The sequence below is a fragment of the Persicobacter psychrovividus genome, from assembly GCF_036492425.1.
In the GTDB taxonomy this organism is placed as follows: domain Bacteria; phylum Bacteroidota; class Bacteroidia; order Cytophagales; family Cyclobacteriaceae; genus Persicobacter; species Persicobacter psychrovividus.
Genome location: NZ_AP025294.1, coordinates 240,983 through 267,977, shown reverse-complemented (window position 1 = coordinate 267,977; position 26,995 = coordinate 240,983). Strand labels below are relative to the sequence as shown.

Sequence of the window (26,995 nt, the reverse complement as noted above, 5' to 3'; positions counted from 1 at the left end):
GAATATTGATTATTAATTTACTTTTTCATTAAGTAACATCAACCTTTTTTTCGCATGTCAAGCACCTATATCCGTCGTCCAGCGCATAAACAACAAGAAAGTGTTCAGTATCAGCGCAAAGAAATGCAGCCCGAAAATGCTGATCTTAAATGGCAACAGGCCAAACAAGCGCTTCAACAGGCCCTGGAAACAGGTGGCGGTCTGTCGAGTGTGGCGGCGGTGGTGAAGAAGCATTTTCTTCATCAGCCTGACCTGTTTTTTTTGGCCTATGAGCAGGTGGGTTGGATGCAACAAGATGCCTTTTGTGTTGAATTTGTTTTGGCGCTGTCAAGATTTGAATTGACGATATTGCCTAAGCCAATCAAGGAAGCGATCGATGCTGAATTTGATGATTTGAGGTCATCTACTGGTAAAAGAGCCCTGGCTAAAGAGAAAATCGCAACGGTTTTGAAGTATCAACAGGATCAACCCAATGATCAACACAATATTCAAACGATTGACTATCTGGCGGGCAGTTTGAAAAGAGCGCTAATCAGTGGAAGAATGGTTGATGCCAAGCAGGTACTGCTGTCTTTTGACGGAGATGCCCATGCGCTGAAGCTACTGCGCTTGTTGTATGAAGGTGATTTGTGGATGGATTTGCAGGACAATGATCTGCGCAATCTATTATTGATGACGGTCGCTAAGGCGGAGCAACTTCCTGAATTGAATGCACAAAATAGACCCGAAGGGGTTTTGGTGATTGAACGGACGGAAACAGAGATGCTGGATTATACCTATTATATGGGCAAGGGCGAAGGCTTTGCGCATTTACAGGATAAATTCCAGCTGTCCCTGATGGATTTATTGACCGTCAATGGCTGGTCATTGGGCAAAGGAGGTAGGTATATCGATAATGATAACCAACAGGAGAAATTTTTACAACAAGGCCAACGGGTTTTACTCCCAGAGTGGTCGATAAAATTGATGACCGGCACCTTGATCTACGAGCTAAATCAGCAGGGGCATGGTCGTTGGTTGGAGAAGGGCAGCCTATTGCTTGACCGTTCAAATGTGGATGTAAATGCAGTAGCCGAAACGATTGCTCAATGGGTGAACAGCTCAGACAATTTGATGCCACAGCTTAGGGAAATCCATCAAAAGGTCTTTGAACTTGAGGGGGATGCCAGTGCTATTTTTGAGTTGCAAGAGGCATTCCGAATGCAGATGCCTGACATCACGCTACAACAAGCGATCCATAAAAAACGGAGGGAATATTATGACGAATTTGTTTGGAGAAACATGTCTGCTGAGGATAGAGCTTGTCTGAGGGGCATTCAGGAAGCCTTGCAGGTGAAAGAATTCGATGCCTCTAATTTTCTTTCTGAGAAAGAAGAACAAGGCATCAAGGAAGAAGAAAAACTATTGCCCAAAGTCAAATTTTGGGATGGACTAAATGCAGAGCAATTGGCCGATAGGGCCTTTAATGCAATAAATAAGGCCTCTTCCCAAAAGCAGGTCGTCGATCAGTATGAGCTCTTTTCAACCCTGGCATCCTTGCGATTGCACCCGGCTAATATTGCCGCATTCAAGCAAGCCTACCTAAACAATTATGGGGGGGAGATCATCGATAATTTGAAAGACCTGACCAGACTGCAAGTAGGCACACAGTTCATACCGCAAACCGTCGGTTTGGCAGGCAACAATGTGTCTTATCGTGTGCCACTCTATGCGCTTTCTAATGATAGCTTAGCGACGGCAATGGCTTACCTGACTGCCCGTGATTATGATCTCCACGGTGAAGGTGTTAAGGAGCTGACCGATCAGTTTCAGGTCAATACCGATCAGGACTGGAATCTGCAGGTCGCTCAATTGCCCAACGGCAGTTATGTCAAATTTCAGCACAGTGCTGAGGGCAGTCCGCTCTATGCCTATGTGGTGCAGGCGGGCGACAGTCTTTCTGCGCTTGCGGCACAATGGGGCATCACCATCGATGATTTAAAATATTATAACCCCAGTTGGGAAGAGATTGATTCCCGTGGAATGATCACCCATTATAATGGGGTAAAGGCGATCCTACGGGTAGGGCAGGTGATCCATGCGCCCGCAGAGCAGGTGTATGCCCAAAGTTTGTACTATCACCTGATCAATGGCCGATTGCGTCAGATTCAATCGGCCGCCATTCGGGTCAATAGCTTGGGGGATCTACAGATTGATGCGGGGAATTATCAGCCCGAAGATTTTGCTAAAATATTAAAATCGCTCTACCATGAATATGGCGGTGGCAGTCTGACTTTCAATCTCGCCGTTTACCTCGAAGGCAGGGCTTTATTGGTACTCTACCTTCGCCTGACCGCCCGAAGCATGGCATCACTCGAACAGGGCTACGATTTGGGCATTACCGCCACCACCTCCCTCAAAGGTGAAATCGAAGGTGGCCTTGATTTGTATTTTACCCAACTCAGGGCCAGCAAATCCTTTAAAATCATGGGAAAAACCCATGCCTATGACCATATCGATCATTTTGCGGCAGCCCTTAACCATGACCTTTATGTCGCCCTATTGGGCAATGGTGCCTATTTACCTAAATTCATTCAGTATTTTGATGATGAAGACGTTCGCAAAAATGCCATGACGGCTCCCAAGCTGATCAAAAATCAGCAAGAGCCCAACTTAAGTGCCACCTATAAAGACAGTGGCTTGGGCAAAAACAGCAGTATGATCAGCAGCCATGAAACCCTTGCACCAGGCTATATTGGTCAAAAGGTGAACCGAACAAATAGCAAAAACCAGTCTGCGGAATTTGCAAATGCAGCCATCGTGTCCAATTATCAGACCAATTTTGGTCCCTTGGACATCACCTATTCCAATATTGCCTATGACGCCAATAAGGACAATAATGGGCAGTACCTGACGTTTTCCTTGGAAATTTCACTCGATGATTTGTTTGGGCTACTCAAAGATATGGCAGATTTGGAATCCTTGAAAACACATTTGAAGACCTTCAAAGATCAAATCTCCAAAACAAAAGATGGCGTAGCCCATCTCGCTGAAAATATCAAAAAAACGGTCGGGCAGATTCAGGATTTACTAAAAGGTAAGGGGCTGTTTACGGATTTATTAAGCTTATTGGGTAACAGTTACAATGGTTTGGGGCAGACTTTACTTGCGCTACCCAATATGGAACAGGATGGTTTTGAGCGCGCGGCGAAGCGCAACTATGTAACGTACCTGAAAAACAAACAACATATATTTGAAAAATATCAGAAAAAGCCAATTGCCATTAACCAATTGCATGAAGCCCAAAACAAAAAGGTAAATCGAATAGGAGGTGATTTATCCATCAACTTCAACGCCACCTTTGTTTTGGAAAAGGGACAATTGATCCCCCAGTTCTACGAAATAGGAGGCACGGGCACGCTTGATATCAAAGCCAAGCGAACCCTTTGGCAGGGTGGCTATGGTTCCCTTGCAGGAGGCATGGACTTCCAGGCGGAATATGAACGTGTTTTTCATATTGAGCCCGCCACCGACACGCTCTCCTATATCTCGACCATCTATAATGCCTACGTTAGTGGCGCCATGGGCAAACACGCCAAAGACCAAAAGGATCAATTTTTTGAAAAAATCCAACAAGAAAGAAACAACAAAGGCCTCAAAGACCAAGAAGCTGAAAAATACGACCGTGATATGATGAAAGCACAATTCTGGGACCCATACCAAGCCCAAAACCCAACATATGCCAGCAATCCCCAATGGGAACACTACAAAAAGGAACACCAAGGCTCATTGGAAAAAATCATTGAGAATTTCTTCCGACCCATTAAGGAAAATGCGGAGGTGGAATCGTGGGAAGAGATGGAGGATGAATTGATGACCATTAGTGCGGTTGATGCAGATTATGTTTTGGGGAAAGGCGGACCGAAGGGGTTTTGGGGAGAGCGAAATTTCACGAAAACGGATATAAATATAAAAAAGTTTACTATTGAAGAATTTGAGACACTGGTATTATTTCCACTTTTTCATCTACATCAACAATATGATTTTTATTATTTCAATTTTACAACCAAGCAATAAGATGATCAGAAAAATAAAACACCTAATTTTCTCCATTTTTCTTATGATCATTTCATCTTGTACTTCCGGGGAAAATAGTAAAATTCCTCAAGCAGTTTATGAAAAGGAACAAGAGGCGATCGAGGCTATAAAGGCACAATACCCTAATGCCGACTTCGAAAAAGATGATAATGGTTTTGTTACCTTGGTTGCAATTGATAGTCTATCTAATGGAGAGTTACCTATAGAGTTACAACGTTTTGATAATTTAAAAATTGTATTATTTAATGACGGTTCATTGAGTGAACTACCTGAATGGTTTAGTAAATTACCTTTGTCTGAAGTTTATTTGGGTAATAATAATTTCAATCAATTTCCAAAACAGCTTCTAAGTATGAGTAGTTTGTCGCTTATAGTTTTAAGGAGCAATCCAATTGTTTCAATAGATGATCAACTTTATTTCCCGAACTTGCAAACATTTTGGTTGCCAAATACCAAGATCACCAAGTTCCCCATCATCAGGCAAGATCCTAACTCCCCAGCCATAGATTTCCATTTTAAAGAGACTCTTATCGATTCTATCCCTGATGAAATTTCCTCCATGAAGATCAAAAGAATTTGGATGTCGGACTGCAACAATCTCACTTACATATCCCCTAATTTAGGACAACAAGATTCATTGGAGGAATTAAATTTTAGTTTTCATGCGGAGTTCGGGACAGCTTTTTACAATCGAAATAGTATTCCAAGAACAATTCCAATACCTGAGGAAATAAAACATTGTAAAAATTTGAAAAATTTGGATTTGGAATACAATGAGCTAACAAGCATTCCAGATTATGTTTTTGAAATCCCAAGCTTGGAAATTTTGGGCTTTAGAGGGAATAAGATTTCAGAAATTCCGGAAAAGATTTCCAAACTTCAAAAGTTAAGAAGAATTTATGTTACAAATAATCAGCTGAAAACCCTACCTAAATCCTTTGGGAAAATGCCCAACTTAGAAACCATTTCAGTTTGGGGAAATGCCATTTCAAAAGAAAATCTGCCCGTAGAAATGTTTGATATTAGAAGGGAAAAGAAATGTGCCTTGCTTTTGTATATGAGTAATGATAAATCTTATGAGGGCTTGCCGGTAAGTCAGGAGCAATTTGAGAGGGGGTATAGGTGGTATGGCCGACAGTATTGAGGCAACCTCTCCATCAACTTCAACGCCACCTTTGTTTTGGAAAAAGGGCAGTTGATCCCCCAGTTCTATGAAATAGGAGGCACGGGCACGCTTGATATCAAAGCCAAGCGAACCCTTTGGCAGGGTGGCTATGGTTCCCTTGCAGGAGGCATGGACTTTCAGGCCGAATATGAACGTGTTTTTCATATTGAGCCCGCCACCGACACGCTCTCCTATATCTCGACCATTTATAACGCCTACGTTAGTGGCGCCATGGCCAAAGAAGCCAAAGACCAAAAGGATCAATTTTTTGAAAAAATCCAACAAGAAAGAAACAACAAAGGCCTCAAAGATGAGGAAGCCGAAAAATACGACCGTGATATGATGAAAGCACAATTCTGGGACCAATACCAAGCCCAAAACCCAACATACGCCTCCAATCCCCAATGGGAGCACTACAAAAAGCAACACCAAGGCTCATTGGAAAACATCATTGAGAATTTCTTCCGACCGATTAAGGAAAATGCGGAGGTGGCAACTTGGAAAGAGATGGAGAGTGAGTTGATGACTATTAGTGCGGATGATGCAGATTATGTTTTGGGGAAAGGTGGGCCTAAGGCGTTTTGGGGAGGTAAAAATATATTTGAAAACGAGGTGTTAGAAAAGAAATTTACTATTAAGGAATTTGAGGCATTGGTATTGTATCCTCTCTTTCATCTACATCAACAATATGATTTTTATTACTTCAATTTCACGACTAAACATTAAGGTGATGAATAGGGCAAAATATATGGTCTTCACTTGTTTGATGATATTATTCTCATCGTGCATTTCCGAAAATAAAATAAATATACCACAAGAGGTATATGATAAGGAACAAAAGGCAATAGAAATTATAAAGAAATTGCATTCTAATGCCTCAATATACAAAGATGATAATGATCTTGTTTACAAAGTATCTCTTGATAGTCTAACCAATGGTGAAGTACCAACCGAGTTACAATTATTTGACTCTTTAAAAATTTTACTGATGGATGGAAATTTAAGTGACTTACCGAATTGGATAAGTGAGTTACGGTTAATTCAAATTTATTTGGGGGATAATGACTTTGAGTCCTTCCCTAAACAGCTTCTAAAAATGAATAGCTTAGAGGCTATCCAGTTAAGAAATAACCCAATTGAAATAATTGATGATACTTTGTATTTCCCCAATTTAAAGGTGCTTTATATGCCTGTAACTAAAATCACCAAGTTTCCCATCATCAAGCAAGATCCTAACTCTCCTGCGATTTACTTTCACTTAGCTGAAACTGCTATCGATTCTATCCCAGATGAGATTTCCTCCATGAAGATCAAGAAAATTTGGATGACAGACTGTAATCAACTCACCTACATTTCCCCTAATTTAGGAAAACAAGATTCCTTAGAGGAACTGAATTTTAGTTTTAATGCGGAGTTCGGGACAGCTTTTTACAATAGAAATAGTATTCCAAGAACAATTCCAATACCTGAGGAAATAAGGGATTGTAAAAATTTGAAGAATTTGGATTTGGAATACAATGAGCTAACAAGCATTCCAGATTATGTTTTTGAAATTCCAAGCTTGGAAGTTTTGGGCTTTAGAGGGAATAAGATTTCAGAAATTCCGGAAAAGATTTCCAAACTTCAAAAGTTAAGAAGAATATATGTTACAAATAATCAGTTGAGAAACCTACCTAAATCCTTTGGGCAAATGCCGAATTTAGAAACCATTTCTGTTTGGGGGAATGCCATTTCAAAAGAAAATCTACCTGTAGAAATGTTCGACATCAGTAGGGAAAAGAAATGCTACTTGCATTTGTACATGTTTTATGATAAATCCTTTGAAGGTTTGCCGGTAAGTCAGGAGCAATTTGAGAAGGGGTATGAGTGGTATTAGGGTAGCCTCTGAATCAACCAGTTTACTCTGGTTCAAGCATCACGCTTGGATCAGAAATTAGTCCAAGCGGGACGCTTGAACTAATGAACCACCGACACGCTCTCCTATATCTCGACCATCTATAATGCCTACGTTAGTGGCGCCATGGGCAAACACGCCAAAGACCAAAAGGATCAATTTTTTGAAAAAATCCAACAAGAAAGAAACAACAAAGGCCTCAAAGACCAAGAAGCCGAAAAATACGACCGTGATATGATGAAAGCACAATTCTGGGACCCATACCAAGCCCAAAACCCAACATACGCCAGCAATCCCCAATGGGAACACTACAAAAAGGAACACCAAGGCTCATTGGAAAAGATCATTGAGAATTTCTTCCGACCGATTAAGGAAAATGCGGAGGTTGAATCGTGGGAAGAGATGGAGAGTGAGTTGATGACGATTAGTGCGGTTGATGCCGAATATGCGCTTAAAGCGAAAGGGCCGAAGGCGTTTTGGGGAGAGCGTAGATTTGATAGCAAAATGATTAAGGCTAAGAGATTTACAGTAGAGGAGTTTGAAACTTTAGTTTTGTTTCCTCTCTTCCATTTACAGCAGCTGTATGATTTCTATTATTTCAATTTCACTACTAAAAAATAAGACGATGAGTGATATAAAAAATTTCATTATCATCCCATTTATTCTTTTTCTCTCATGTGGTGAACCCGAAAAGAATGTAGATATACCTCAGGATATTTATGATAAAGAACAAAGGGTTATAGAAAGAATACAGAGTAAATATGGAAATGCTAAAATTTACAAAGATGATAACGGTTTAGTATGTGATATTTATATCGATAGCCTAAGAAATGGTGAGGTACCTGTTGATTTACAGCTGTTTGATTCTTTGAAAATGCTTATGCTTTATGACGGTGAAATAAGTGAACTACCCGAATGGATTAGCAAATTACCATTAAAAAGTATCTATCTACCAAATAATAGATTTAATCAATTTCCTGATCAGTTGTTGAACATGACCCTTTTAGAGGTTATCGTATTAAATGACAATCCTATTAGTTCAGTAAACGAAACTCTCAACTTCCCCAAATTAAAACAGTTTTGGATGCCAGGGACAAAAATCACCAAATTTCCCATCATCAAGCAAGAACCCAACTCCCCATCCATAGATTTTCACTTAGCAGAAACCCCCATCGACTCTATTCCAGATGAAATTTCCTCCATGAGAATCAAGAAAATATGGATGACAGACTGCAACCAACTCACTTACATTACCCCTAATTTAGGAAAACAAGATTCCTTAGAAGAACTGAATTTCAGATTCTTTGCCAGTCCGGGTACGGGTGTTTTTAACCCTAATAGCAAACCCAAAACGGTGCCTGTACCCAAGGAAATTGCACACTGCAAAAACTTGAAAAGCTTGAATTTGGGGCACAACAAACTGACAGCCATCCCTGATTATGTTTTTGAAATTGAAAGCTTGGAAAATTTAGAATTGTGGGATAATCAGATTTCGGAAATTCCTGAGAAAATTGTGAAGCTTCAAAAATTAAAAGATATTTATCTGCCTAACAATAACCTCAAAACTTTTCCGAGATCTTTTGGGCAAATGCCAAATTTAGAAACCATATCAGTCTGGGGAAATGCCATTTCAAAAGAAAATCTACCCGTAGAAATGTTCGACATCAACAGGGAAAAGAAATGCGCCTTGCTTTTGTATATGAGTAATGATAAATCTTATGAGGGCTTGCCGGTAAGTCAGGAGCAATTTGAGAGGGGGTATAGGTGGTATGGCCGACAGTATTAAGGCAACCTCTCCATCAACTTCAGCGCCACCTTTGTTTTGGAAAAAGGGCAGTTGATCCCCCAGTTCTATGAAATAGGAGGCACGGGCACGCTTGACATCAAAGCCAAGCGAACCCTTTGGCAGGGTGGCTATGGCTCCCTTGCAGGAGGCATGGACTTTCAGGCGGAATATGAACGTGTTTTTCATATTGAGCCCGCCACCGACACGCTCTCCTACATCTCGACCATCTATAACGCCTACGTTAGTGGCGCCATGGCTAAAGGAGCCAAAGACCAAAAGGATCAATTTTTTGAAAAAATCCAACAAGAAAGAAACAGCAAAGGCCTCAAAGACCAAGAAGCCGAAAAATACGACCGTGATATGATGAAAGCACAATTCTGGGACCCATACCAAGCTCAAAACCCAACATACGCCTCCAACCCCCAATGGGAGTACTACAAAAAGGAGCATCAAGGCTCATTGGAAAAAATCATTGAAAATTTCTTCCGACCCATTAAGGAAAATGCGGAGGTGGCAACTTGGAAAGAGATGGAGAGTGAGTTGATGACAATTAGTGCGGTTGATGCAGATTATGTTTTGGGGAAAGGTGGGCCTAAGGGGTTTTGGGGAGAGCGGAAATTGGAAGGTTCAATAATTGATAAAAAGAAATTTAGCATTGTTGAGTTTGAGGAAACCGTACTATACCCTCTCTTTCATTTACATCAGCAATACGACTTCTACTATTTCAATTTCACTACTAAAAAATAAGTCGATGAGTAAAATTAAATATTTGATTATCACTCTATTTGCGTTTTTTATCTGCTCATGCAACCCAGAAGATAAAATTAGTATTCCTCCAGTATACCTTGAAATGGAAGGAAATGCTATAAAAGCAATCCTTAAGAAAATCCCTAACGCAGATATTGAAAAAGACGAGAATGGCTTAGTAAATGTAGTGTATTTTGATAGTCTAAATAATGGTAGACTACCAAAAGAATTGCTGTTTTTCAAAAAAATAGAAATTTTACTTGTGGATGGAACTGATTTAAGCGCATTGCCTGAATGGATTAGCGAACTACCTCTCCGTAAAATATACTTACCTAATAATAATCTTAGCGAATTTCCTCAACAACTACTAAAAATGAAAAAGTTGGAGGGAATACATTTAGGAGACAACCCTATATCTTCTATTGATTTTGACTTAGATCTTCCTAATTTAAAAATGCTTTGGATGCCAGGGACAAAAATTTCCAAATTCCCCATCATCAGGCAAGATCCTAACTCCCCAGCCATAGATTTCCATTTTAAAGAGACTCTTATCGATTCTATCCCTGATGAAATTTCCTCCATGAAGATCAAGAAAATTTGGATGACGGACTGTAACAAACTCACTTACATTTCCCCTAATTTAGGAAAACAAGATTCCTTGGAAGAGTTGAACTTTAGGTTCTTTGCCAGTCCGGGTACGGGTGTCTATAATCCCAATAGCAAACCCAAAACGGTGCCTGTACCAAAGGAAATTGCGCACTGCAAAAACTTGAAAAGCTTGAATTTAGGACATAACAAACTGACAGCCATCCCTGATTATGTTTTTGAAATTGAAAGCTTGGAAAATTTAGAATTGTGGGATAATCAGATTTCGGAAATTCCTGAGAAAATTGTGAAGCTTCAAAAATTAAAAGATATTTATCTGCCTAACAATAACCTCAAAACTTTTCCGAGATCTTTTGGGCAAATGCCCAACTTAGAAACCATTTCAGTTTGGGGCAATGCCATTTCAAAAGAAAATCTACCCGTAGAAATGTTTGACATCAGCAGGGAAAAACGTTGTTCTCTACTCCTTAATATGTTTCAAGATAGATCATTTGAAGGTTTACCGGTAAGTCAGGAGCAATTTGAGAGGGGGTATAGGTGGTATGGCCGACAGTATTAAGGCAACCTCTCCATCAACTTCAACGCCACCTTTGTTTTGGAAAAAGGGCAGTTGATCCCCCAGTTCTACGAAATAGGAGGCAGGGGCACGCTTGACATCAAAGCCAAGCGAACCCTTTGGCAGGGTGGCTATGGTTCCCTTGCAGGAGGCATGGACTTCCAGGCCGAATATGAACGTGTTTTTCATATTGAGCCCGCCACCGACACGCTCTCCTATATCTCGACCATCTATAATGCCTATGTTAGTGGCGCCATGGGCAAACACGCCAAAGACCAAAAGGATCAATTTTTTGAAAAAATCCAACAAGAAAGAAACAGCAAAGGCCTCAAAGACCAAGAAGCCGAAAAATACGACCGTGATATGATGAAAGCACAATTCTGGGACCAATACCAAGCCCAAAACCCAACATATGCCAGCAATCCCCAATGGGAGCACTACAAAAAGCAACACCAAGGCTCATTGGAAAACATCATTGAGAATTTCTTCCGACCGATTAAGGAAAATGCGGAGGTTGAAAAGTGGGAAGAGATGGAGGACAAGTTGATGACGATTAGTGCGGTTGATGCAGATTATGTTTTGGGGAAAGGTGGGCCTAAGGGGTTTTGGGGAGAGCGAAGAATATTAGATAGGGATTTATATACTAAGAAATTTACAATCAATGAATTTGAGGAAATGGTTTTGTTTCCGTTGTTTGAGCTGCATCAACAATATGACTTTTACTATTTTAATTTCACCACTAAAAAGCAATAATATGAAGCAGTTAAGTGTATTGTTGATTGGTTTACTTGCTTGTTTATCATGCTCAACAGATAAAAAAGACCAATTTGTAGATGAGGAAGAAGTAAGCATCATTAATTCTTTAATGGAAAAGCATCCGACACTGCAGTTCACCAAAACTGAAAAAGGAACTGTCGATTATATATTTATAGATAGTTTACATGATGGTGAGATCCCTTTGGAAATAAAGAAATTTAAACATTTAAAGGCAATCTCATTACATGGCAGCCTTAGTGAGTTACCTCCTTGGATAAGTAAATTAGCGATAACAGAAGTTTATTTAGGAAAAAATAAATTTAAGCATTTTCCTAAACAACTTTTGGAAATGAACCAATTGGAACTTATTGTTTTGACTGAGAACCCTATAAGTTCAATAGATGATACACTTTATTTTCCTAAGTTGGAGAAGTTCTGGATGCCAGGAACAAAAATTTCCAAATTTCCCATCATCAAGCAAGAAGAAAACTCACCTGCTATTTATTTTCATTTAGCAGAAACCCTCATCGATTCTATCCCAGATGAGATTTCCTCCATGAAGATCAAGAAAATTTGGATGACAGACTGTAATCAACTCACTTATATTTCTCCCAATTTAGGGCAACAAGATTCCTTAGAGGAACTGAATTTTAGTTTTAATGCGGAGTTCGGGACAGCTTTTTACAATCGAAATAGTATTCCAAGAACAATTCCAATACCTGAGGAAATAAAACATTGTAAAAATTTGAAAAATTTGGATTTGGAATACAATGAGCTAACAAGCATTCCAGATTATGTTTTTGAGATCCCAAGTCTGGAAATTTTGGGGTTTAGAGGGAATAAGATTTCAGAAATTCCGGAAAAGATTTCCAAACTTCAAAAGCTAAGAAGAATTTATGTTACAAATAATCAGCTGAAAACCCTACCTAAAGCCTTTGGGCAAATGCCAAATTTAGAAACCATATCTGTCTGGGGTAATGCCATTTCAAAAGAAAATCTACCCGTAGAAATGTTTGACATCAGCAGGGAAAAACGTTGTTCTCTACTCCTTAATATGTTTCAAGATAGATCATTTGAAGGTTTACCGGTAAGTCAGGAGCAATTTGAGAGGGGGTATAGGTGGTATGGCCGACAGTATTAAGGCAACCTCTCCATCAACTTCAGCGCCACCTTTGTATTGGAAAAAGGGCAATTGATCCCCCAGTTCTATGAAATAGGAGGCACGGGCACGCTTGACATCAAAGCCAAGCGAACCCTTTGGCAGGGTGGTTATGGTTCCCTTGCAGGAGGCATGGACTTCCAGGCGGAATATGAACGTGTTTTTCATATTGAACCCGCCACCGACACGCTCTCCTATATCTCGACCATCTATAATGCCTACGTTAGTGGCGCCATGGGCAAACACGCCAAAGACCAAAAGGATCAATTTTTTGAAAAAATCCAACAAGAAAGAAACAACAAAGGCCTCAAAGACCAAGAAGCCGAAAAATACGACCGTGATATGATGAAAGCACAATTCTGGGACCCATACCAAGCCCAAAACCCAACATATGCCAGCAATCCCCAATGGGAGCATTACAAAAAGGAACACCAAAGTTCATTGGAAAAAATTGTTGAGAACTTCTTCCGACCCATTAAGGAAAATGCGGAGGTGGCAACTTGGAAAGAGATGGAGAGTGAGTTGATGACTATTAGTGCGGAGGATGCCAAATATGCCCTTAAAGCTGAGGGACCGAAGGGGTTTTGGGGGGAGTTAGATAATGAGCGGGTGAGACAGAAAAAATTCACAATCAGGGATTTTGAGCAATTGGTTTTGTTTCCACTTTTCCATTTACACCAGCAGTATGATTTTTACTATTTTAACTTCACTACCAATAAATAAGATGATGAATAAGGTAATTTACTTGGTATTTGTTCTTTTTACGATATTCACCTCTGCATGTAATTCTGAGAAAAAAAGGACAATATCTAAGGAGGTTTATGAAAAAGAGTTAAAGGCGATAAAAGCAATTAAAGAGCGTCATCCCCTTGCTGATTTTGAAAAAAATGAAGATGGTTTGGTTAGATTAGTTGCTATCGATAGTCTATCTAATGGTGAAATTCCTGTTGAGTTACTTGCTTTTAGCAAATTAAAAGTTTTGTTGCTTTTACATGGAGATAACTTAAGTGAATTACCAGATTGGATATGTAATCTGCCTCTCTCTAAATTTTTCTTATCAGAAAATAATTTTAAACATTTCCCGCAACAGCTTCTAAAAATGCAACAATTAGAGGTTATAGACTTAGCAGATAACCCTATTTCTGTAATACAAACACCATTGAATTTTCCCAAGCTTAAAAAACTGTACTTACAAAAAACTAAAATCACTAAGTTTCCCATCATCAAGCAAGATCCTAACTCCCCAGCCATAGAATTTTTTTTATCAAAAAACTCCATCGATTCTATCCCAGATGAGATTTCCACCATGAAGATCAAGAAAATTTGGATGACGGACTGCAACCATCTCTCTTACATTTCCCCCAATTTAGGGAAACAAGATTCCTTGGAGGAGTTGAATTTTAGGTTTTTTGCCAGCCCAGGAACGGGCGTCTATAATCCCAATAGCAAACCAAAAACCATCCCTGTCCCCAAGGAAATTGCACACTGCAAAAACTTGAAAAGCTTGAATTTAGGACATAACAAACTGACGGCTATCCCTAATTATGTCTTTGAGATCGAAACTTTGGAAGACCTCCAATTATGGGGTAATCAAATTTCGGAAATTCCTGAAAAAATTGTTAAGCTTCAAAAGCTGAGAAATTTAACGATGGATGGAAATGAACTAAAAACCTTACCCAAGGCTTTTGGGCGAATGCCGAATTTACAATACATTAATGTTCAAGGAAATGCTATTTCAAAAGAAAATCTACCCGTAGAAATGTTTGACATCAGTAGGGAAAAGAAGTGTCGTCTGCATCTGTATATGAATTATGACAAATCCTTTGAAGGATTGCCGGTAAGTCAGGAGCAGTTTGAAAAAGGCTATGAGTGGTATTGATGAACTTTGGAGGTTTTAGCATAACTATAAATGTTGACCTGCCTGCCAAATTTTCATTGGCCCCTGTGGTGGTAGACCCAATGTCATTAAGTTAAGAAACAGCTGATCATTATTCGAAATTATGACTTTAAAGCAGGTAAATCAAAGGGAGTACGGAGAGGTATAAGTTGAAAGGTCATTTGGGTGTAAATAAACTATCTATCTTTATATTCCGCGTGGGCGCATTACATAGCGAGGGGTGAAACCTCTCGAAATCTCATTTTTATACCCTGAAAGCCTGAAAGGGTACAACTTTTTGTTTGTGTAGAAATTCTTATTTTACCATTTCAGGGCTCCGCATTTTGTCGTTCACTTTCCAGGGGTGGTACCCCGGGCTAAGTTATTGCATCCCTTCGGGGTTTTTCTTGGGGCTGTCGCATAACCCTTCAAAAATCGGGTAAAAATGGAATTTTACCACGATTTTTAAAATTTGTACAAAAATTGATTTTGAATAAAAAACAGGCTTTGAGAGTGAAATTCGAACCTCTTGAAGCCTTTTTTTATCCATTCTCCGAAAAACACAAAAAGTAAAACTCGAATTAAGGCCTTTTTACTGTATTTGGCCATTTTCGAAAGATTGTAAGAAAGTGAAAGCAATAGAAGTTCTGCACCGACTTTTTCAAGTCCGCGTAGCATGAATCTTTTGAATTTTAAATTGTGTTTGATGTGGCCAAATACCGTCTCGATATCATGGCCTCGCATTCTCATTTTCTCTCCTCCTTCTTCGGATTTGATGGTTCGTCGGGCTCGTTCTTTGTGCCGTTGAAAGTTCCTGTTTACCACAATCTGCTTAACTTTACCCTTCATCGAAAAGCACTTTTCCCTAAACGGGCAGTCCGAACAATCAGCTGATTCATATACATCCCGATGTGATTCATAACCGCTTTTGTTTGTTACAATATTATGCTTTTTCCACGTTAACTTCCGACCGTTGGCGCACTCATAATAGTCACCCTCTTCATGATAAAGCATGTTCTGCCACCTCGAAATATCCTCCTTAAATGTCTTCTTCGACTCCTTGTAATAACCTGTAAATTTAACGTTCGGACTCACCCCGTTTTGTTCTAAATAATCAAATACAGCTTCTGTTCCGTAGCCCCATCAGCCGTCAAAGTCTCTGGCATTGAATCCAAGTTGACCTGTTCAAGCATCTTTGATCGCTCCTCTAAATGATCTATCGTGCACGCTGAATCACCACCATTTTGATGAGCTGTAGCCCCAGTAATAAACTCTCCGTTTGTACCCACTTGCACGTTATATCCTGGACGCGACTCATCATTTTTCATCCGCATATATGTCGCATCTATATCTGTTTTTGAGTAAGAATTCCGCTCTCCAAGCTCTTGAAGCTGATCTTCGTAACCTTTTAGCTTATCTGCTCCTTTTTTCAGATGCCTACATCGGGTTTCGATTTTCTTCTTTTCCTTCGGTGGCAAATCCTCGTTAATTGACTTTTCAATTTCTTGTGCTTTAGCATAAACCTCTTCACTTGAGAAATCTTCACAATCCATTTTATGCCCCTTTTTAGCCTCTTCCTCCGACTGCTTTTCGATCTCATCTATCTCAGCAAAGAGTGCTATGATTTTCTCACGAACCATCTTACTGTATCGAAATGCATTTTTCTTAAAGACCATTTTATACTTGTTCGCATCAGCCTCAAGCTTAGTGCCGTCAAGCACATAGTCCTCAAGATTCACAAGCCCTTTCTCCACAAGTAAAAGAATCAGCTGAACGAAGACATCCTGAAAAATATCGAGAAAATAGAGACTCCGAAATCGAGCAATCGTCGCATGATCAGGATGCTCGCCACCACAAAGCCAAAGGCACGGAATCGACTCATAGGTAAATGCCTCAATTTTGCGACTACTGAAAACTCCACTCTGATAACCAAAAAGCAAAAGCTTCATCATCATACGAGGGTTATAGGGAGCGTTCCCTCCTTGATTTGTAAAGTAACGAGCCAACAAATCCATTGACAGCCCATTAACAAAACAATCAATCACCCTTGCGATATGCCCTGGCGGAACCAGCTCCCCAAAACTCAGAGGAAACAGGCTAACCTGATCTTTTTGGTAAGATTTGAATTTCTTCTTGATCATGGAAAAGTACTTTTTTTAATACCTTAATATACTTAATTTCCATGACATTTATTTTGAAACGAAGGGCTGAGAATCTGCGACAGCCCCTGACCTAAATAATCACAAAACCTCAGGAAAGATGCTCTTAACTTGCTGACATTGGTGGTAGAACGATGTGTCTACCATTTAACTCAATTTAGAAGAGAGAGATGTATACATCCAAAAAGATATTGAGTGAAGGGTTTTTAGGAGGATCAAGCCTAAATTTGTAGTGCTTGTAGAGGCGTTAAGCTTAACATAGGCTGTAAAAATTTTTTGTTCCTTTCGGTACGGACGTTTTATGCAACCTCCTTGCGGCGGTAGAAATCTGGCTTTTGACTGGGATGTATATTTTCGAAAAGCTACCCTTAATCTATGGATAAAGGATCCTACTGCATATAAAGGGTAGGGGGGCGCTGTAGAGGTGGAAAATCGACTATGGTTCATTAGGGGCATATTTGTATTAAGTAGTGCTATGTATCACTTTTTTATTTATGTTGATCACTGGATTGGAGTAGTACCTAATATCAATAATATCCTGATACGATATATTCTTTAAAATGAACCAACCTCCATGTTAAGTTTAATATTGAACGAAATAACGTCTAATATGTTATAATATATCGTTGGAGTATAAAATCTAAATATTTTAAATATCTATTAGTCCCAGTTGAGGTGGATCTACCATTTATGAAAAAAATTTCAGGGGGATTAGTTTGATATTTGAATTATAATGCTGACTTTTAATCTGATTCAAAGAATAGGTCTTGAGTCAATGTAAATCAATCATTTTTAGAATTCAGGCGGGTAATTTTTTTGGAGCCAGGCCCCAAATTTGTTATTTTTAGTAAATGAGCCAAGCTAATTCTAATACTAATTCATCAACCTTTACTAACCTTTTAAAATTTTTTGCCTATATATTATCATCAACCATATCTTTAAAATTTTGCCAGTAGGGCAGCAATGCCTTGATAAATGACCCTATAATGACGTTATTTTGAGGGCAAAGTACTTGTTTACAGCTATTTGTTATCAGCATAGGCTATTCCTCAAAAGATGGGGAGGAAGAGCATTTTAGTGTGATGATTTTCAGCGATATAAAGTGTTTTGTTTCACCTCATTGTGGTCATTTAAAAATTTTATGGTCTTCATTTTGATAGCTGGATTCCAGGTTCTTTGGATTGCCAATTTACGGTATTTACATATTTTATCATAAAGATTATGTTCAGATAGGGGTGCGTTTTGTGCTCCCTGTTGCGAGCTGTATTATATGATATACACTATTGCTGTATTAGTCCACAAAGGTTATAACTTTTGTTGTTGATATTTAGCTTAGTCTTTGTTTGGTTTTATATGTAAAATTTTAATTTATTTTTAGTGGATATAGTCTGTAGCCCTTATTTTAAATATAGGGTTTGACTTGTCGCGTCTAAACTTTTATGACGTAAATATGTATTCATTATGGCGGTCATTGGGATGTAGAAAATTTAATTCACAATTTTAAAACACTTAAGAATTAGAGCGCAATATAATAGCGTGATTAGTATAGAATTAACTTATTATCTATTTCCGGATTAAATGGATAAACCTGAAATGAGGTTTGCCTTGGTGTTTTCGGTAGGTTCATACCCTAATCTATGGAATGGAATAACCAGTCGAATATTTTGACCTCACGGTTGGGAGCCTTCATGCAAGGGCCGTACGAGAGCATGACCCTTGTTTTTAAATTGCAACGAATACATTTTTGACAGGCTGTGTAAAAATATCAGATTGAAATGGGCTTATTATAGCAACAGTTTGTGACTTGAACTATAAGGTAGTCTGTAGTAGTAGATATTACCCTCAGGATAAGTGTTCATGCCTTCCATGCGCGCATCGTCTAAAGGAGGAGGTAATAGTGCTACAGTCCGTAAATAACGCACACTTTTATTAAAGGCCATTTAAGCAAAAAGAGTAGAAAGGTGTCTTTGTATTTGCTACCTGCGAAATAAACAAATTTGTCGGCAATATAAAGTGAAGTGATGATTAGGGGTTACCCCAGGAGGTTACTCGATTAGCCCAGTTTATGCAGCGACTGAACGACTACAAACGGTCATTAATTGGGACAATTTTCACTTTCCCACTAATGCTCAAATTATCAATTTTCCCCAAGATACATCAATAATTTATAGATGTTTGGATATCGAAAAGTTTAACATTAATACTAACTATGAATAATATGAAACGCAACTCAATCAAATATTTCGCCATGGGATTGGCCTTTGTGAGTATGATGAGCGCCTGCTCAAGCGAAACCACCGAGCCAGATCCAATTCCTGAGCCACCTATTGAAGAGCCCGTAGAAAAAATCACCCCAAGCCTGCACTTGGAAGTGACCGAAGATTATGTCCGTTCTACTTATCCTGCTGATAATGACCAAGCCGATTTGTTCACTGAAAGCGATGCGGTACAATTCCAATTGCACTTCGAGATGGAAGAGGGCAAAGAATATGCAGACATGGACGATCCTCAATTATTCGTGACCATCGGCGAAGAAGAAAAAGAAATTACCTTGACCAAGGAAGGCGACCACTATATTTCTGCGGAGATCACCGACTTGTTCAAAGACCAAATGTTGGAAGTATTTGCCTTGCGTGCCGTAGCTGAAAGCACCGATGCCAACGCCACCGAGCAGGAAACCACCACCGATGCCCAAATCGAGATCGGTAAATTCGGCACCATGACCCTCGGTACTTTCGGGGAATATACCGATAACCACATCTACAAAACAGTGAAAATCGGTGAGCAAATCTGGATGGCGGAGAATTTGAAGATGGAGACGGCGACCAATAGTGGGAAGGTGTATTTAATTTGGCCAAGAGAGGTAGTCGATAGTTATGAAGAGGAATATGGCCATGTTTATAAATATGATGAAGACCTTGTACCTATTATGGCTTCTCTCGAAGATGCAGATTGGCAGGTGGCAACGATAGAACAGGCTCATGAGTTATTTTATGCCTTAGGTGGGATAGCCGAAGATCCAAATCATTGGGCAACCAATTATCCGAATATTGCCAATGATGTATTAATTGATGATGAGCAATATTGGTCAAATTTTGAAGGTTCATTCGAAGGGAATAACAGCTCTGGCTTTGGTCTGAAAGGGAGTGGAGATTACAGATTTACTGGAGATAAAATTGAACTTTTCGAATTTAAAGAGATTTCCAAATTTTATCTACAACCAGGTATAGATTTTCCTCACATTCTCCGTGCAGCAGAAGGCTTTGTTGGAATTTACGCAGAAGAAGTAGGGGCAGGTATAAGACTAATAAAAAAATAATATCATGAAGCGTATTATATTTTTTTGTTTGGCATGGGCAAGTATATATGGTAATAGTTTTGCTCAAGGATTGGTAAATAAGAGCTTAAGTTCTTATCCCTCAAGTCAAAATTTTTTTGATGATGGAAATTTTAAGATTACCCAAAATGGTTCGTCTGTTCAAGACCCTGCAAATTATATTTATACGCTTCAAACTCGCCCCAAATTAGAGGGCGAAGAAAAATACGGTGAACTGTTTCTATTGGTATCTGACGGGGAAGGTAAATACCAATGGAAGCGGGTTTTGCCATCCGATAATGTAGATCCTGTATTTAATGCTGATGAGCATGTCAATACCTGGACGCAAGCAGACATCAATGTAGGACGGTTGGTGTTTTCTACGGTAAATGAAACTTTTGAGGAAGGTAACTCCCTGACTTTCGGCTTTGATGTAGCAAAAGGGGATGTTTGGTCAAAAACAGATCAAATCTTTTCAATCAGCATCATTTCCTCAGATGAACCCTCTGATAAATTTACTTTCAATACAGATGAAAATACTCCCTGGCCTGATGAACACTCTTTATCCTATATTTATGAAGAAGATTATCAACCCTTTTTGGCGGATACCATTAAAGCCCCTTCAAACGCACCCAACACCCTAATCCACAAAATGGTATTTTCCATTGCTGATTTCGAAAGTGGCGATCAATGGGAAGAAACCCTCCCTTCAAACAATATCTACCCACTCACTATAACAAATGATGCGGGCACACTAACCATTGAAGGCTATGCGCCGGTGTCAGTATATAATCACGTCTTCCAAAACTTGCAGTACGCCTATAGTGGCAATGCTTATCCAGCGGATAACCCTCGGGAGGTGTCTATTGAGTTGTATAGGAATAATTTGGGAGGTGAAGATACTAATGAAGGGGTAACGGCTAATTTGCAGGTGCATATTCAACCGAATATTGGCGGAGCAACCGAATTAGTGGCTCAGCAAAAGCAATTTTTTCAGCATGAGTTTACTATTAATGGGCCTATCGATGGGGAGGTGTATTATCAGTTTGCAAACTTACCCAACTGGCTGGAATGGGACGATAGCAACAAAAAGTTACAAGGTTATCCTGCGCGTTTGGAGACTGGTTCCTCGGCAACTTTCGCCTTAACCGTTTCTTTTTTAGATTTCATAAATGATAATACTGTAGATGGCGAGGATAAAAAGAGTCAGGACTTTACCATTACCATTGCCAATGACAGTTACGAGATCAGTACAGAGAACCGCATTCCCGATCTTATCGGCTGTTCTTCGGTGAGCATAGGAGATTTAACCTTGAAAGGTAGTTTTGCGGAAAATAATGATATTGTCTTTTTATTACCCACTGGCTATCTATTCGAGGGAGATAATATTAATTCGAATAAAGGAAATGACATCACTATCAATGATGATCAATTAACCCTAAAACCCAATGAAGGAGGGAATGAATTAATCATAAGGAATATTAAAATAAAAGCTGATCAGTCTTCATTACCCTCAGCAGGTAGGGTTAATTTGATTGAAAGCCTAACGATAGCAGGAGTTTCCAAAAATATTTCCTCCAATGCAACAATCAACTATGCAGTGCCTTATTGTTATATTAGCTATGCACCTAACCCCACCTGTCAAGGCAATGATATTAGGGTATCCATTGATGCAAAAGGTACAGGTAACAAATATAGCCTACAAGTCTTAGATCAAGAAAAAAATGAAGTGAGGAATCCAACGATTACAGGTTCGGAAATTGTACTTCAAGGTTTGGAGTCCGGGGAATATACCCTCCAACCACAATATAATGGATGTGCTATTGAGGGTGGCTCGTACCCCTTAAATGTGGGAACAGGCGTAGCCTTGACACCCAAAAATGAAATCTTTTCCTATAATGGGTCATTGGACCAAGACATTGTCATTTTTTCAGATGTTCATTTTGATGGCTACACAGCTATTAATCCTAATGAGGTCGTGTTACAGGCCGATGGCCCTGGGGTAATCCTCAAAAATGGGGTATATTATTTCAATCCTTCACAGCTGAGTACATCAAATGGCGCCGATGTGAAAGTGGATATTAAAGCCGTGAATTTAGAGAATGGTTGTGTGGCAGAAACCGCTTTGAACTTTAGAGTTGTAGCCGATATTTTCGCCAATGATTTTTTGTGTAACGAAAGTAAAGGCCCGACGCTTATCAAAGAGAATGTTACCAATTTTCCTTCCTCCATAAGCATAAATAAAGAACAGCTTTATTCTCAAGTCGAGCAATATGTTTTAAATTATAAACCAACTGATATTGAGATTGAACGTGCTAAATATGAAATCCTTTTAGCTTACAGAACTGAAATCTATAGGATGTCTTCGAGCATCTTGGGTGCTTATTTTTTCACTAATGAAAATGTTGACAACCCAGAGGAAAAAGATCTTTATTATGATCAAAGGAAGATAAATACAGAGTTTACACGATATGTCTCAGATAGATTAAGAGGATATGTAAAAACACATCGGTATAGCAATGAGAGTACTTGGGTTTTCGGATCCTCTGTTCCGCCGCCTATCTACCCAGATGATTTATATTACTATACCCAATTTATCATTAATTTAGATGGCCATATTAATACTTTAGATATGGAGTATTCCCTCTATCATGAAGGAAAATATATTAGACAAAAGTTAAACTATACAACAACTGACTATATTGATTTCAGTCAAATTGCTACCGATTATTGCTCCACTCAGGAAGTTGAATGGAATTTTCACCGATTTTTCGACATCTCTATTATTGAGGCGAAATGGTCGGGGCAAAATATTTGGGGAAACAATATAAAGGTTGATGAGGAAGTAGATCCTGAAACTCAAATTAGAACTTACAAGCTTAATTTTGAAGATGTTTTACCAGAAGGAGAAGAAGAAGCCATAGTAGAAATAATTATCCATTATAATTATTCGGGATGTTCAGATGTTTTTAAGAAGAAGATAAATATCCGAAGTGGCGTACCTCGCCCCATAGTGAGTTTAAATGGTTTACAATATGGATCTGATTCCAATACAGAAACCCAAAAATTACAATATTGCGCAGGAGTGAGCGATCTGATTTTTGATGTAGAAAATGCAGACTACCCCACCATCTGGACCATTAATGATACACAAAGCCAACAGGTAAACAGTGGTGAAAATTTCAGTTACCCAGCTGCTCAGGTTGAAAAACTTGACATACAATTCGTCGGAGGTTGCGGTGCGGAGTCTGGCAGCAACCGACCAACGCTTAAATTAAATTTATCTCCTTTAGCTAAAAAGGAGATAGCTTGGGAGCCTTCGGCCTATTATTTCGAAGCGGAAGATAGCATAGTGGTGAATTTTAGGGCGCGCATAGATACTTTGACCTTTGACGAAATCGCTGATTATGACTCAAGCCGAACGGTATTGGTGTTCAGTGAAGCTGATGGGGAGGAAATCGGTCGATATGCTTATGGGGAGGATACCCTATCGAATTTTGCTTTTCCATCTTCTGGCCGATACCAACTACAGTTGGCCTATGAGCATCTTGCTGGGGTAGATGATAATTTGAATAAAAAGCAGATCGGTTGCTGGTTAATGACCAAAGCGGTGAATGATATCATCTTCCGCAAGCCAAGAATTCAATGGGACAGTAGTTATTATGCCTGTATGGACGATACCACGATAGACCTTCGACCATTCCTTACGATCACCAATGGCCATGGTGGCACTTATGAAACCGGGCTCAACAGGAAATTTTTTGTGAAGGCACCCGGTCATGAATCCGAATTTGAGGAGTTGGAAAGTGCGGATTTGTCCATCAATGAAAGCGGCGACTATGAGATTTACGTGGTGCTAAGTAATGAGACTTACAACTATAGCGATACCACGGACATTCTTCATTTGCGCAAAGATGAAATGGCATTGGCTTGGGACTTTAATAAAAGCAAGCTTTGCCTCAATGGCGAAGCAGCGCTGATTGTACCTAAGTTACTTTTGAATGGGGGATCTGAAAATGGCGGTGAAATCCTGGAAGATGAATCCCTTTTTGAAATCGCCATTACCAATCAAGAGGGGCAAATTGTCGATGACCTCTTAGCTGTTGATTCAGCAGGTCAAAGTACCGTTGTTCCTGCATTGGTTGGTAAATATAATTTACAAATTACCTATTTTGCTTCGAGGTGGATCGAAGGCGGTCAATGTGAATTGAGCAAAACCATTCCTTTTGAGGTCTTCAATCAACCGGTAGTAACTATGGCCTCTTTTGATCAGCCTTTTTGTGAAGAGGAAGCAGCGAACATCAAATTAGAGTCTGCGGCCTTTGATTACTTGGGCAATACCTGGGCATGGGCACATCTTCAATCAGTAGACTATGTGGCCATAGACGCCAAAGGAGATACCGTTTCGCATTACCTATCGGAGGGAAGAGAAAACAAAACATTCTCCCAGCATCCCGTAGGGCATTTTGATATTTATTTTTATGTAACGGACACTAACAGTTGTACGGCGGCTACATCGACACATCTACAAATTAAGGCGCTGCCATTGCCAGCCTTTACTACCGATGATGGGAAGCATTTTTTATGTCAAGATCAACAGTTGCCCTTCCATTTTGTAAACCAATCCATGATGCCGGAGGATTTGGAAAAACCCGAATACGGCGGCGCTATCACCCGCTATCAGTGGCAATTTGGCAATGGATTTTTTGTGGATAATGGCTTGGTGGATGCGCCAATTGATGCCATCGTTACTGGCGAAGGCTTTGAAAACAATACTTCGGGCACTTACAAAGATCCAGCGCATTTTTACCTCAATGCCAATGAATATGAGGTGAGCTTGACCGCTTTCTCCGAGTTCGGATGTAAGCAGACTGTTAGTGACACCGTAGAGTTGGGCGCCAATCCTCAAGCAGATTTTGAAGTGATGAACTTCACGGCTGGCCAAGGAACGTATTTTATTGATCAATCAAGTATTGAAGTGGGAATCACCAATCGTCAAATTGAAAGTTGGGAATGGCAGTTTGGCAATGGCGATCAACAGCAATATCACAATGGGGAGCGCTTCGAATATGGGCAGTATATGCAAGAAGGTATTTATGAAGTAAAATTGATCCTGACTTCCGAAGTGGTGGGCTGTACAGATACGGTAAGCTATAAAATTCCAATTTTCCCATTGGAGCGCCCACTACGTGAGCAAGCGTATCAGGTGCAATTTGATCAGGGCGCCCAGGCGTGGTTGCATTCCGGCCAATGGGATACGGCTGACAGTCTGAGCTCCTGGGGTTTAAATGAGGCGGGCTGGCAGACGAATCAAGGTTCGCACGGGAATAACCAAAACAGCTATTTTGCCGCAGAGAATTCCTGGGTGGAAAGTCCTACTTTTGATTTAAGCAAACTTGATTTGCCCATGCTGACCTTACGCATGCACACCCACAGTGCTGAAGGGGTAGATGGATTGACGCTCAGATATACCACCGATGAGGGGCACAGTTGGCAAACAGTAGGGGCTACCCAAGAAGGTATAGACTGGTATTCGCACACAACGGTATTGAGTATGCCACAAGATGCTCAAAGGAAAAAGGAAGGTTGGTCAGGAACGATGGAAAATCTTCATGCACGCATTCCTTTGGATCAGGTAAAAAAAGAAGCGATCGAAAATGGCAATGGACAGGTTCGTTTCAGGTTTTGGTTCGCTTCTAATGCTGAAGTGGATGATAAAGAAGGCTATCAGGGGGTAAGTATCGCTTCTTTCGAGCTTTCTTCCAGAAACCACCATGTCGTTACGGAGCACTTTATCCATGATTTTTATGGAAAACAGGAGACGGAGGCGATTCGTCAGACGGTTCAGCAATCGCCGGAAGAGTTGATCCTCTTACAATATCCCTATCAGCTTCAGAACGAGTCAGAGAATAAATTGTGGGATTATGCCTGGGAACCTGCCGGAGCGAGGGGCTTGCACTATGGAATCCCGCAGGCAGAGCGAGCGATGGTAGATGGCCGTTGGTATCAGGATGAGGTATGGTCCAAAAGCTGGGGATTGCAGGCGGTGAGTCAGCGTAAACTGCAACAAGCCCGTGTGCTGATCGACCCGATTAGTAGGGCTAATTTTGAAAAGGTAGGTGATCATCGCTTGTCGATTGACTTCTCTTTCCAAAGCAGTGGATTGCCTTTTGATACGCTGGATCAACATTTATTAGTGCATACACTACTGGTCGCCAAAAGCTTTAAGGTACCGGGTGGCGACACTTATGAGCAGCTGGTAAGACAGATGTTACCGGATGCTTCGGGGCAAAAGGTAATATTGAATAACTTACTGAATGAGCGAGGTGGGCATTGGCAAGGCAGTGTGAGCTGGCAACCGGATGTGGCTTGGGCTTTTGCTGAAGGGGTGCAGTTGGTCGTGCTGGTGCAAGGCATGGAGTCCAATGAAATCTATCAGTCGGAAACCTTTGATATTCCACAGGAGATGGTGCCACAGATCCCAACGGACAATGATGCCATGGCGGGTGCTTTGCAAATTTATCCGAATCCGAATGATGGTAATTTTGTGGTAAAATGGCCTCAGGCCGACTGGGCAGACGCTTGGCAAGTTTATAATGTGACTGGGGTTCAAGTGGCCCGTGGACAATTCTCAGCCTTAGGCGCCAAAAGTCATGAGATTCAATTGGCAGATTTACCTGTTGGAGTTTATGTATTGGTATTGAGTCGTCAGGGACAATTATTGACCACAGAGCGCCTTGTGATCAGGCATTAGTTCAGTAACGCTTAAAATAATGAATGGTGTTTTTTATCCACAGATTACACAGATTTCTTTAGATGAGATTCATTGATTATTTGCACACAGGTCAGGAAATCTAATACAATAAAAAATCATGGTAATCATGTAAATCAAGGTAAT

Annotated in this window: 16 protein-coding genes; 14 read left to right on the top strand and 2 right to left on the bottom strand. The window is 40.0% G+C overall.

Annotated features, from left to right (window positions below; all coding sequences use genetic code 11):
- Positions 1-54: 54 nt before the first annotated feature.
- From AABK40_RS18195 to AABK40_RS18140, 12 genes are all read left to right on the top strand, one after another.
- Positions 55-4,056 (top strand): LysM peptidoglycan-binding domain-containing protein, encoded by a 4,002-nt coding sequence (locus AABK40_RS18195; RefSeq protein WP_338398651.1) that lies wholly within the window; start codon positions 55-57, stop codon positions 4,054-4,056.
- Positions 4,019-5,221 (top strand): leucine-rich repeat domain-containing protein, encoded by a 1,203-nt coding sequence (locus AABK40_RS18190; RefSeq protein WP_338398650.1) that lies wholly within the window; start codon positions 4,019-4,021, stop codon positions 5,219-5,221. The genes AABK40_RS18195 and AABK40_RS18190 overlap by 38 nt, the downstream gene beginning before the upstream one ends.
- A gap of 36 nt (positions 5,222-5,257) precedes the next feature.
- On the top strand, positions 5,258-5,968 hold the full coding sequence (locus AABK40_RS18185; protein ID WP_338398649.1) for a hypothetical protein: 711 nt from the start codon (positions 5,258-5,260) through the stop codon (positions 5,966-5,968).
- Positions 5,969-5,972: 4 nt separating this feature from the next.
- Positions 5,973-7,118, top strand: a complete 1,146-nt coding sequence (locus AABK40_RS18180; protein ID WP_338398648.1) for a leucine-rich repeat domain-containing protein — start codon at positions 5,973-5,975, stop codon at positions 7,116-7,118.
- Positions 7,119-7,262: 144 nt separating this feature from the next.
- Positions 7,263-7,757: a hypothetical protein gene (locus tag AABK40_RS18175; protein ID WP_338398647.1), complete on the top strand. Its 495-nt coding sequence runs from the start codon at positions 7,263-7,265 to the stop codon at positions 7,755-7,757.
- A 4-nt stretch (positions 7,758-7,761) separates the two neighbouring features.
- Complete coding sequence (locus AABK40_RS18170; protein WP_338398646.1) at positions 7,762-8,922, top strand: leucine-rich repeat domain-containing protein; 1,161 nt, start codon at positions 7,762-7,764, stop codon at positions 8,920-8,922.
- Between the two features lie 36 nt (positions 8,923-8,958).
- A complete protein-coding gene (locus AABK40_RS18165) occupies positions 8,959-9,669 on the top strand; it encodes a hypothetical protein (protein ID WP_338398645.1) in 711 nt (236 codons plus the stop codon).
- A gap of 4 nt (positions 9,670-9,673) precedes the next feature.
- On the top strand, positions 9,674-10,834 hold the full coding sequence (locus AABK40_RS18160; RefSeq protein WP_338398644.1) for a leucine-rich repeat domain-containing protein: 1,161 nt from the start codon (positions 9,674-9,676) through the stop codon (positions 10,832-10,834).
- Positions 10,835-10,870: 36 nt separating this feature from the next.
- On the top strand, positions 10,871-11,584 hold the full coding sequence (locus AABK40_RS18155; protein WP_338398643.1) for a hypothetical protein: 714 nt from the start codon (positions 10,871-10,873) through the stop codon (positions 11,582-11,584).
- A 1-nt stretch (position 11,585) separates the two neighbouring features.
- The gene (locus AABK40_RS18150; protein ID WP_338398642.1) at positions 11,586-12,728 is read left to right on the top strand and encodes a leucine-rich repeat domain-containing protein; all 1,143 of its coding nucleotides are present in this window, start codon (positions 11,586-11,588) and stop codon (positions 12,726-12,728) included.
- Between the two features lie 36 nt (positions 12,729-12,764).
- On the top strand, positions 12,765-13,469 hold the full coding sequence (locus AABK40_RS18145; protein WP_338398641.1) for a hypothetical protein: 705 nt from the start codon (positions 12,765-12,767) through the stop codon (positions 13,467-13,469).
- A gap of 1 nt (position 13,470) precedes the next feature.
- Complete coding sequence (locus tag AABK40_RS18140) at positions 13,471-14,625, top strand: leucine-rich repeat domain-containing protein (RefSeq protein ID WP_338398640.1); 1,155 nt, start codon at positions 13,471-13,473, stop codon at positions 14,623-14,625.
- A gap of 462 nt (positions 14,626-15,087) precedes the next feature.
- Here AABK40_RS18140 and AABK40_RS18135 read toward each other — a convergent pair whose 3' ends face one another.
- The gene (locus AABK40_RS18135; protein WP_338398639.1) at positions 15,088-15,717 is read right to left on the bottom strand and encodes a transposase; all 630 of its coding nucleotides are present in this window, start codon (positions 15,715-15,717) and stop codon (positions 15,088-15,090) included.
- 11 nt (positions 15,718-15,728) lie between these two features.
- Positions 15,729-16,763, bottom strand: coding sequence for a transposase (locus AABK40_RS18130; RefSeq protein WP_338398638.1), 1,035 nt, complete (start codon positions 16,761-16,763; stop codon positions 15,729-15,731).
- 2,236 nt (positions 16,764-18,999) lie between these two features.
- Here AABK40_RS18130 and AABK40_RS18125 point away from each other — a divergent pair.
- Positions 19,000-20,100 (top strand): fibrobacter succinogenes major paralogous domain-containing protein, encoded by a 1,101-nt coding sequence (locus AABK40_RS18125; RefSeq protein WP_338398637.1) that lies wholly within the window; start codon positions 19,000-19,002, stop codon positions 20,098-20,100.
- Between the two features lie 4 nt (positions 20,101-20,104).
- Positions 20,105-26,851, top strand: coding sequence for a T9SS type A sorting domain-containing protein (locus AABK40_RS18120; protein ID WP_338398636.1), 6,747 nt, complete (start codon positions 20,105-20,107; stop codon positions 26,849-26,851).
- Positions 26,852-26,995: the final 144 nt, after the last annotated feature.

Bases quoted from the DNA above. Each gene is read 5' to 3' on its own strand.
- AABK40_RS18170 (WP_338398646.1), top strand. From the start codon at position 7,762: ATGAGTGATATAAAAAATTTCATTATCATCCCATTTATTCTTTTTCTC.
- AABK40_RS18150 (WP_338398642.1), top strand. From the start codon at position 11,586: ATGAAGCAGTTAAGTGTATTGTTGATTGGTTTACTTGCTTGTTTATCA.
- AABK40_RS18180 (WP_338398648.1), top strand. From the start codon at position 5,973: ATGAATAGGGCAAAATATATGGTCTTCACTTGTTTGATGATATTATTC.
- AABK40_RS18130 (WP_338398638.1), bottom strand. From the start codon at position 16,763: ATGATCAAGAAGAAATTCAAATCTTACCAAAAAGATCAGGTTAGCCTG.
- AABK40_RS18120 (WP_338398636.1), top strand. From the start codon at position 20,105: ATGAAGCGTATTATATTTTTTTGTTTGGCATGGGCAAGTATATATGGT.
- AABK40_RS18125 (WP_338398637.1), top strand. From the start codon at position 19,000: ATGAAACGCAACTCAATCAAATATTTCGCCATGGGATTGGCCTTTGTG.
- AABK40_RS18195 (WP_338398651.1), top strand. From the start codon at position 55: ATGTCAAGCACCTATATCCGTCGTCCAGCGCATAAACAACAAGAAAGT.
- AABK40_RS18160 (WP_338398644.1), top strand. From the start codon at position 9,674: ATGAGTAAAATTAAATATTTGATTATCACTCTATTTGCGTTTTTTATC.
- AABK40_RS18140 (WP_338398640.1), top strand. From the start codon at position 13,471: ATGATGAATAAGGTAATTTACTTGGTATTTGTTCTTTTTACGATATTC.
- AABK40_RS18175 (WP_338398647.1), top strand. From the start codon at position 7,263: ATGGGCAAACACGCCAAAGACCAAAAGGATCAATTTTTTGAAAAAATC.
- AABK40_RS18190 (WP_338398650.1), top strand. From the start codon at position 4,019: ATGATTTTTATTATTTCAATTTTACAACCAAGCAATAAGATGATCAGA.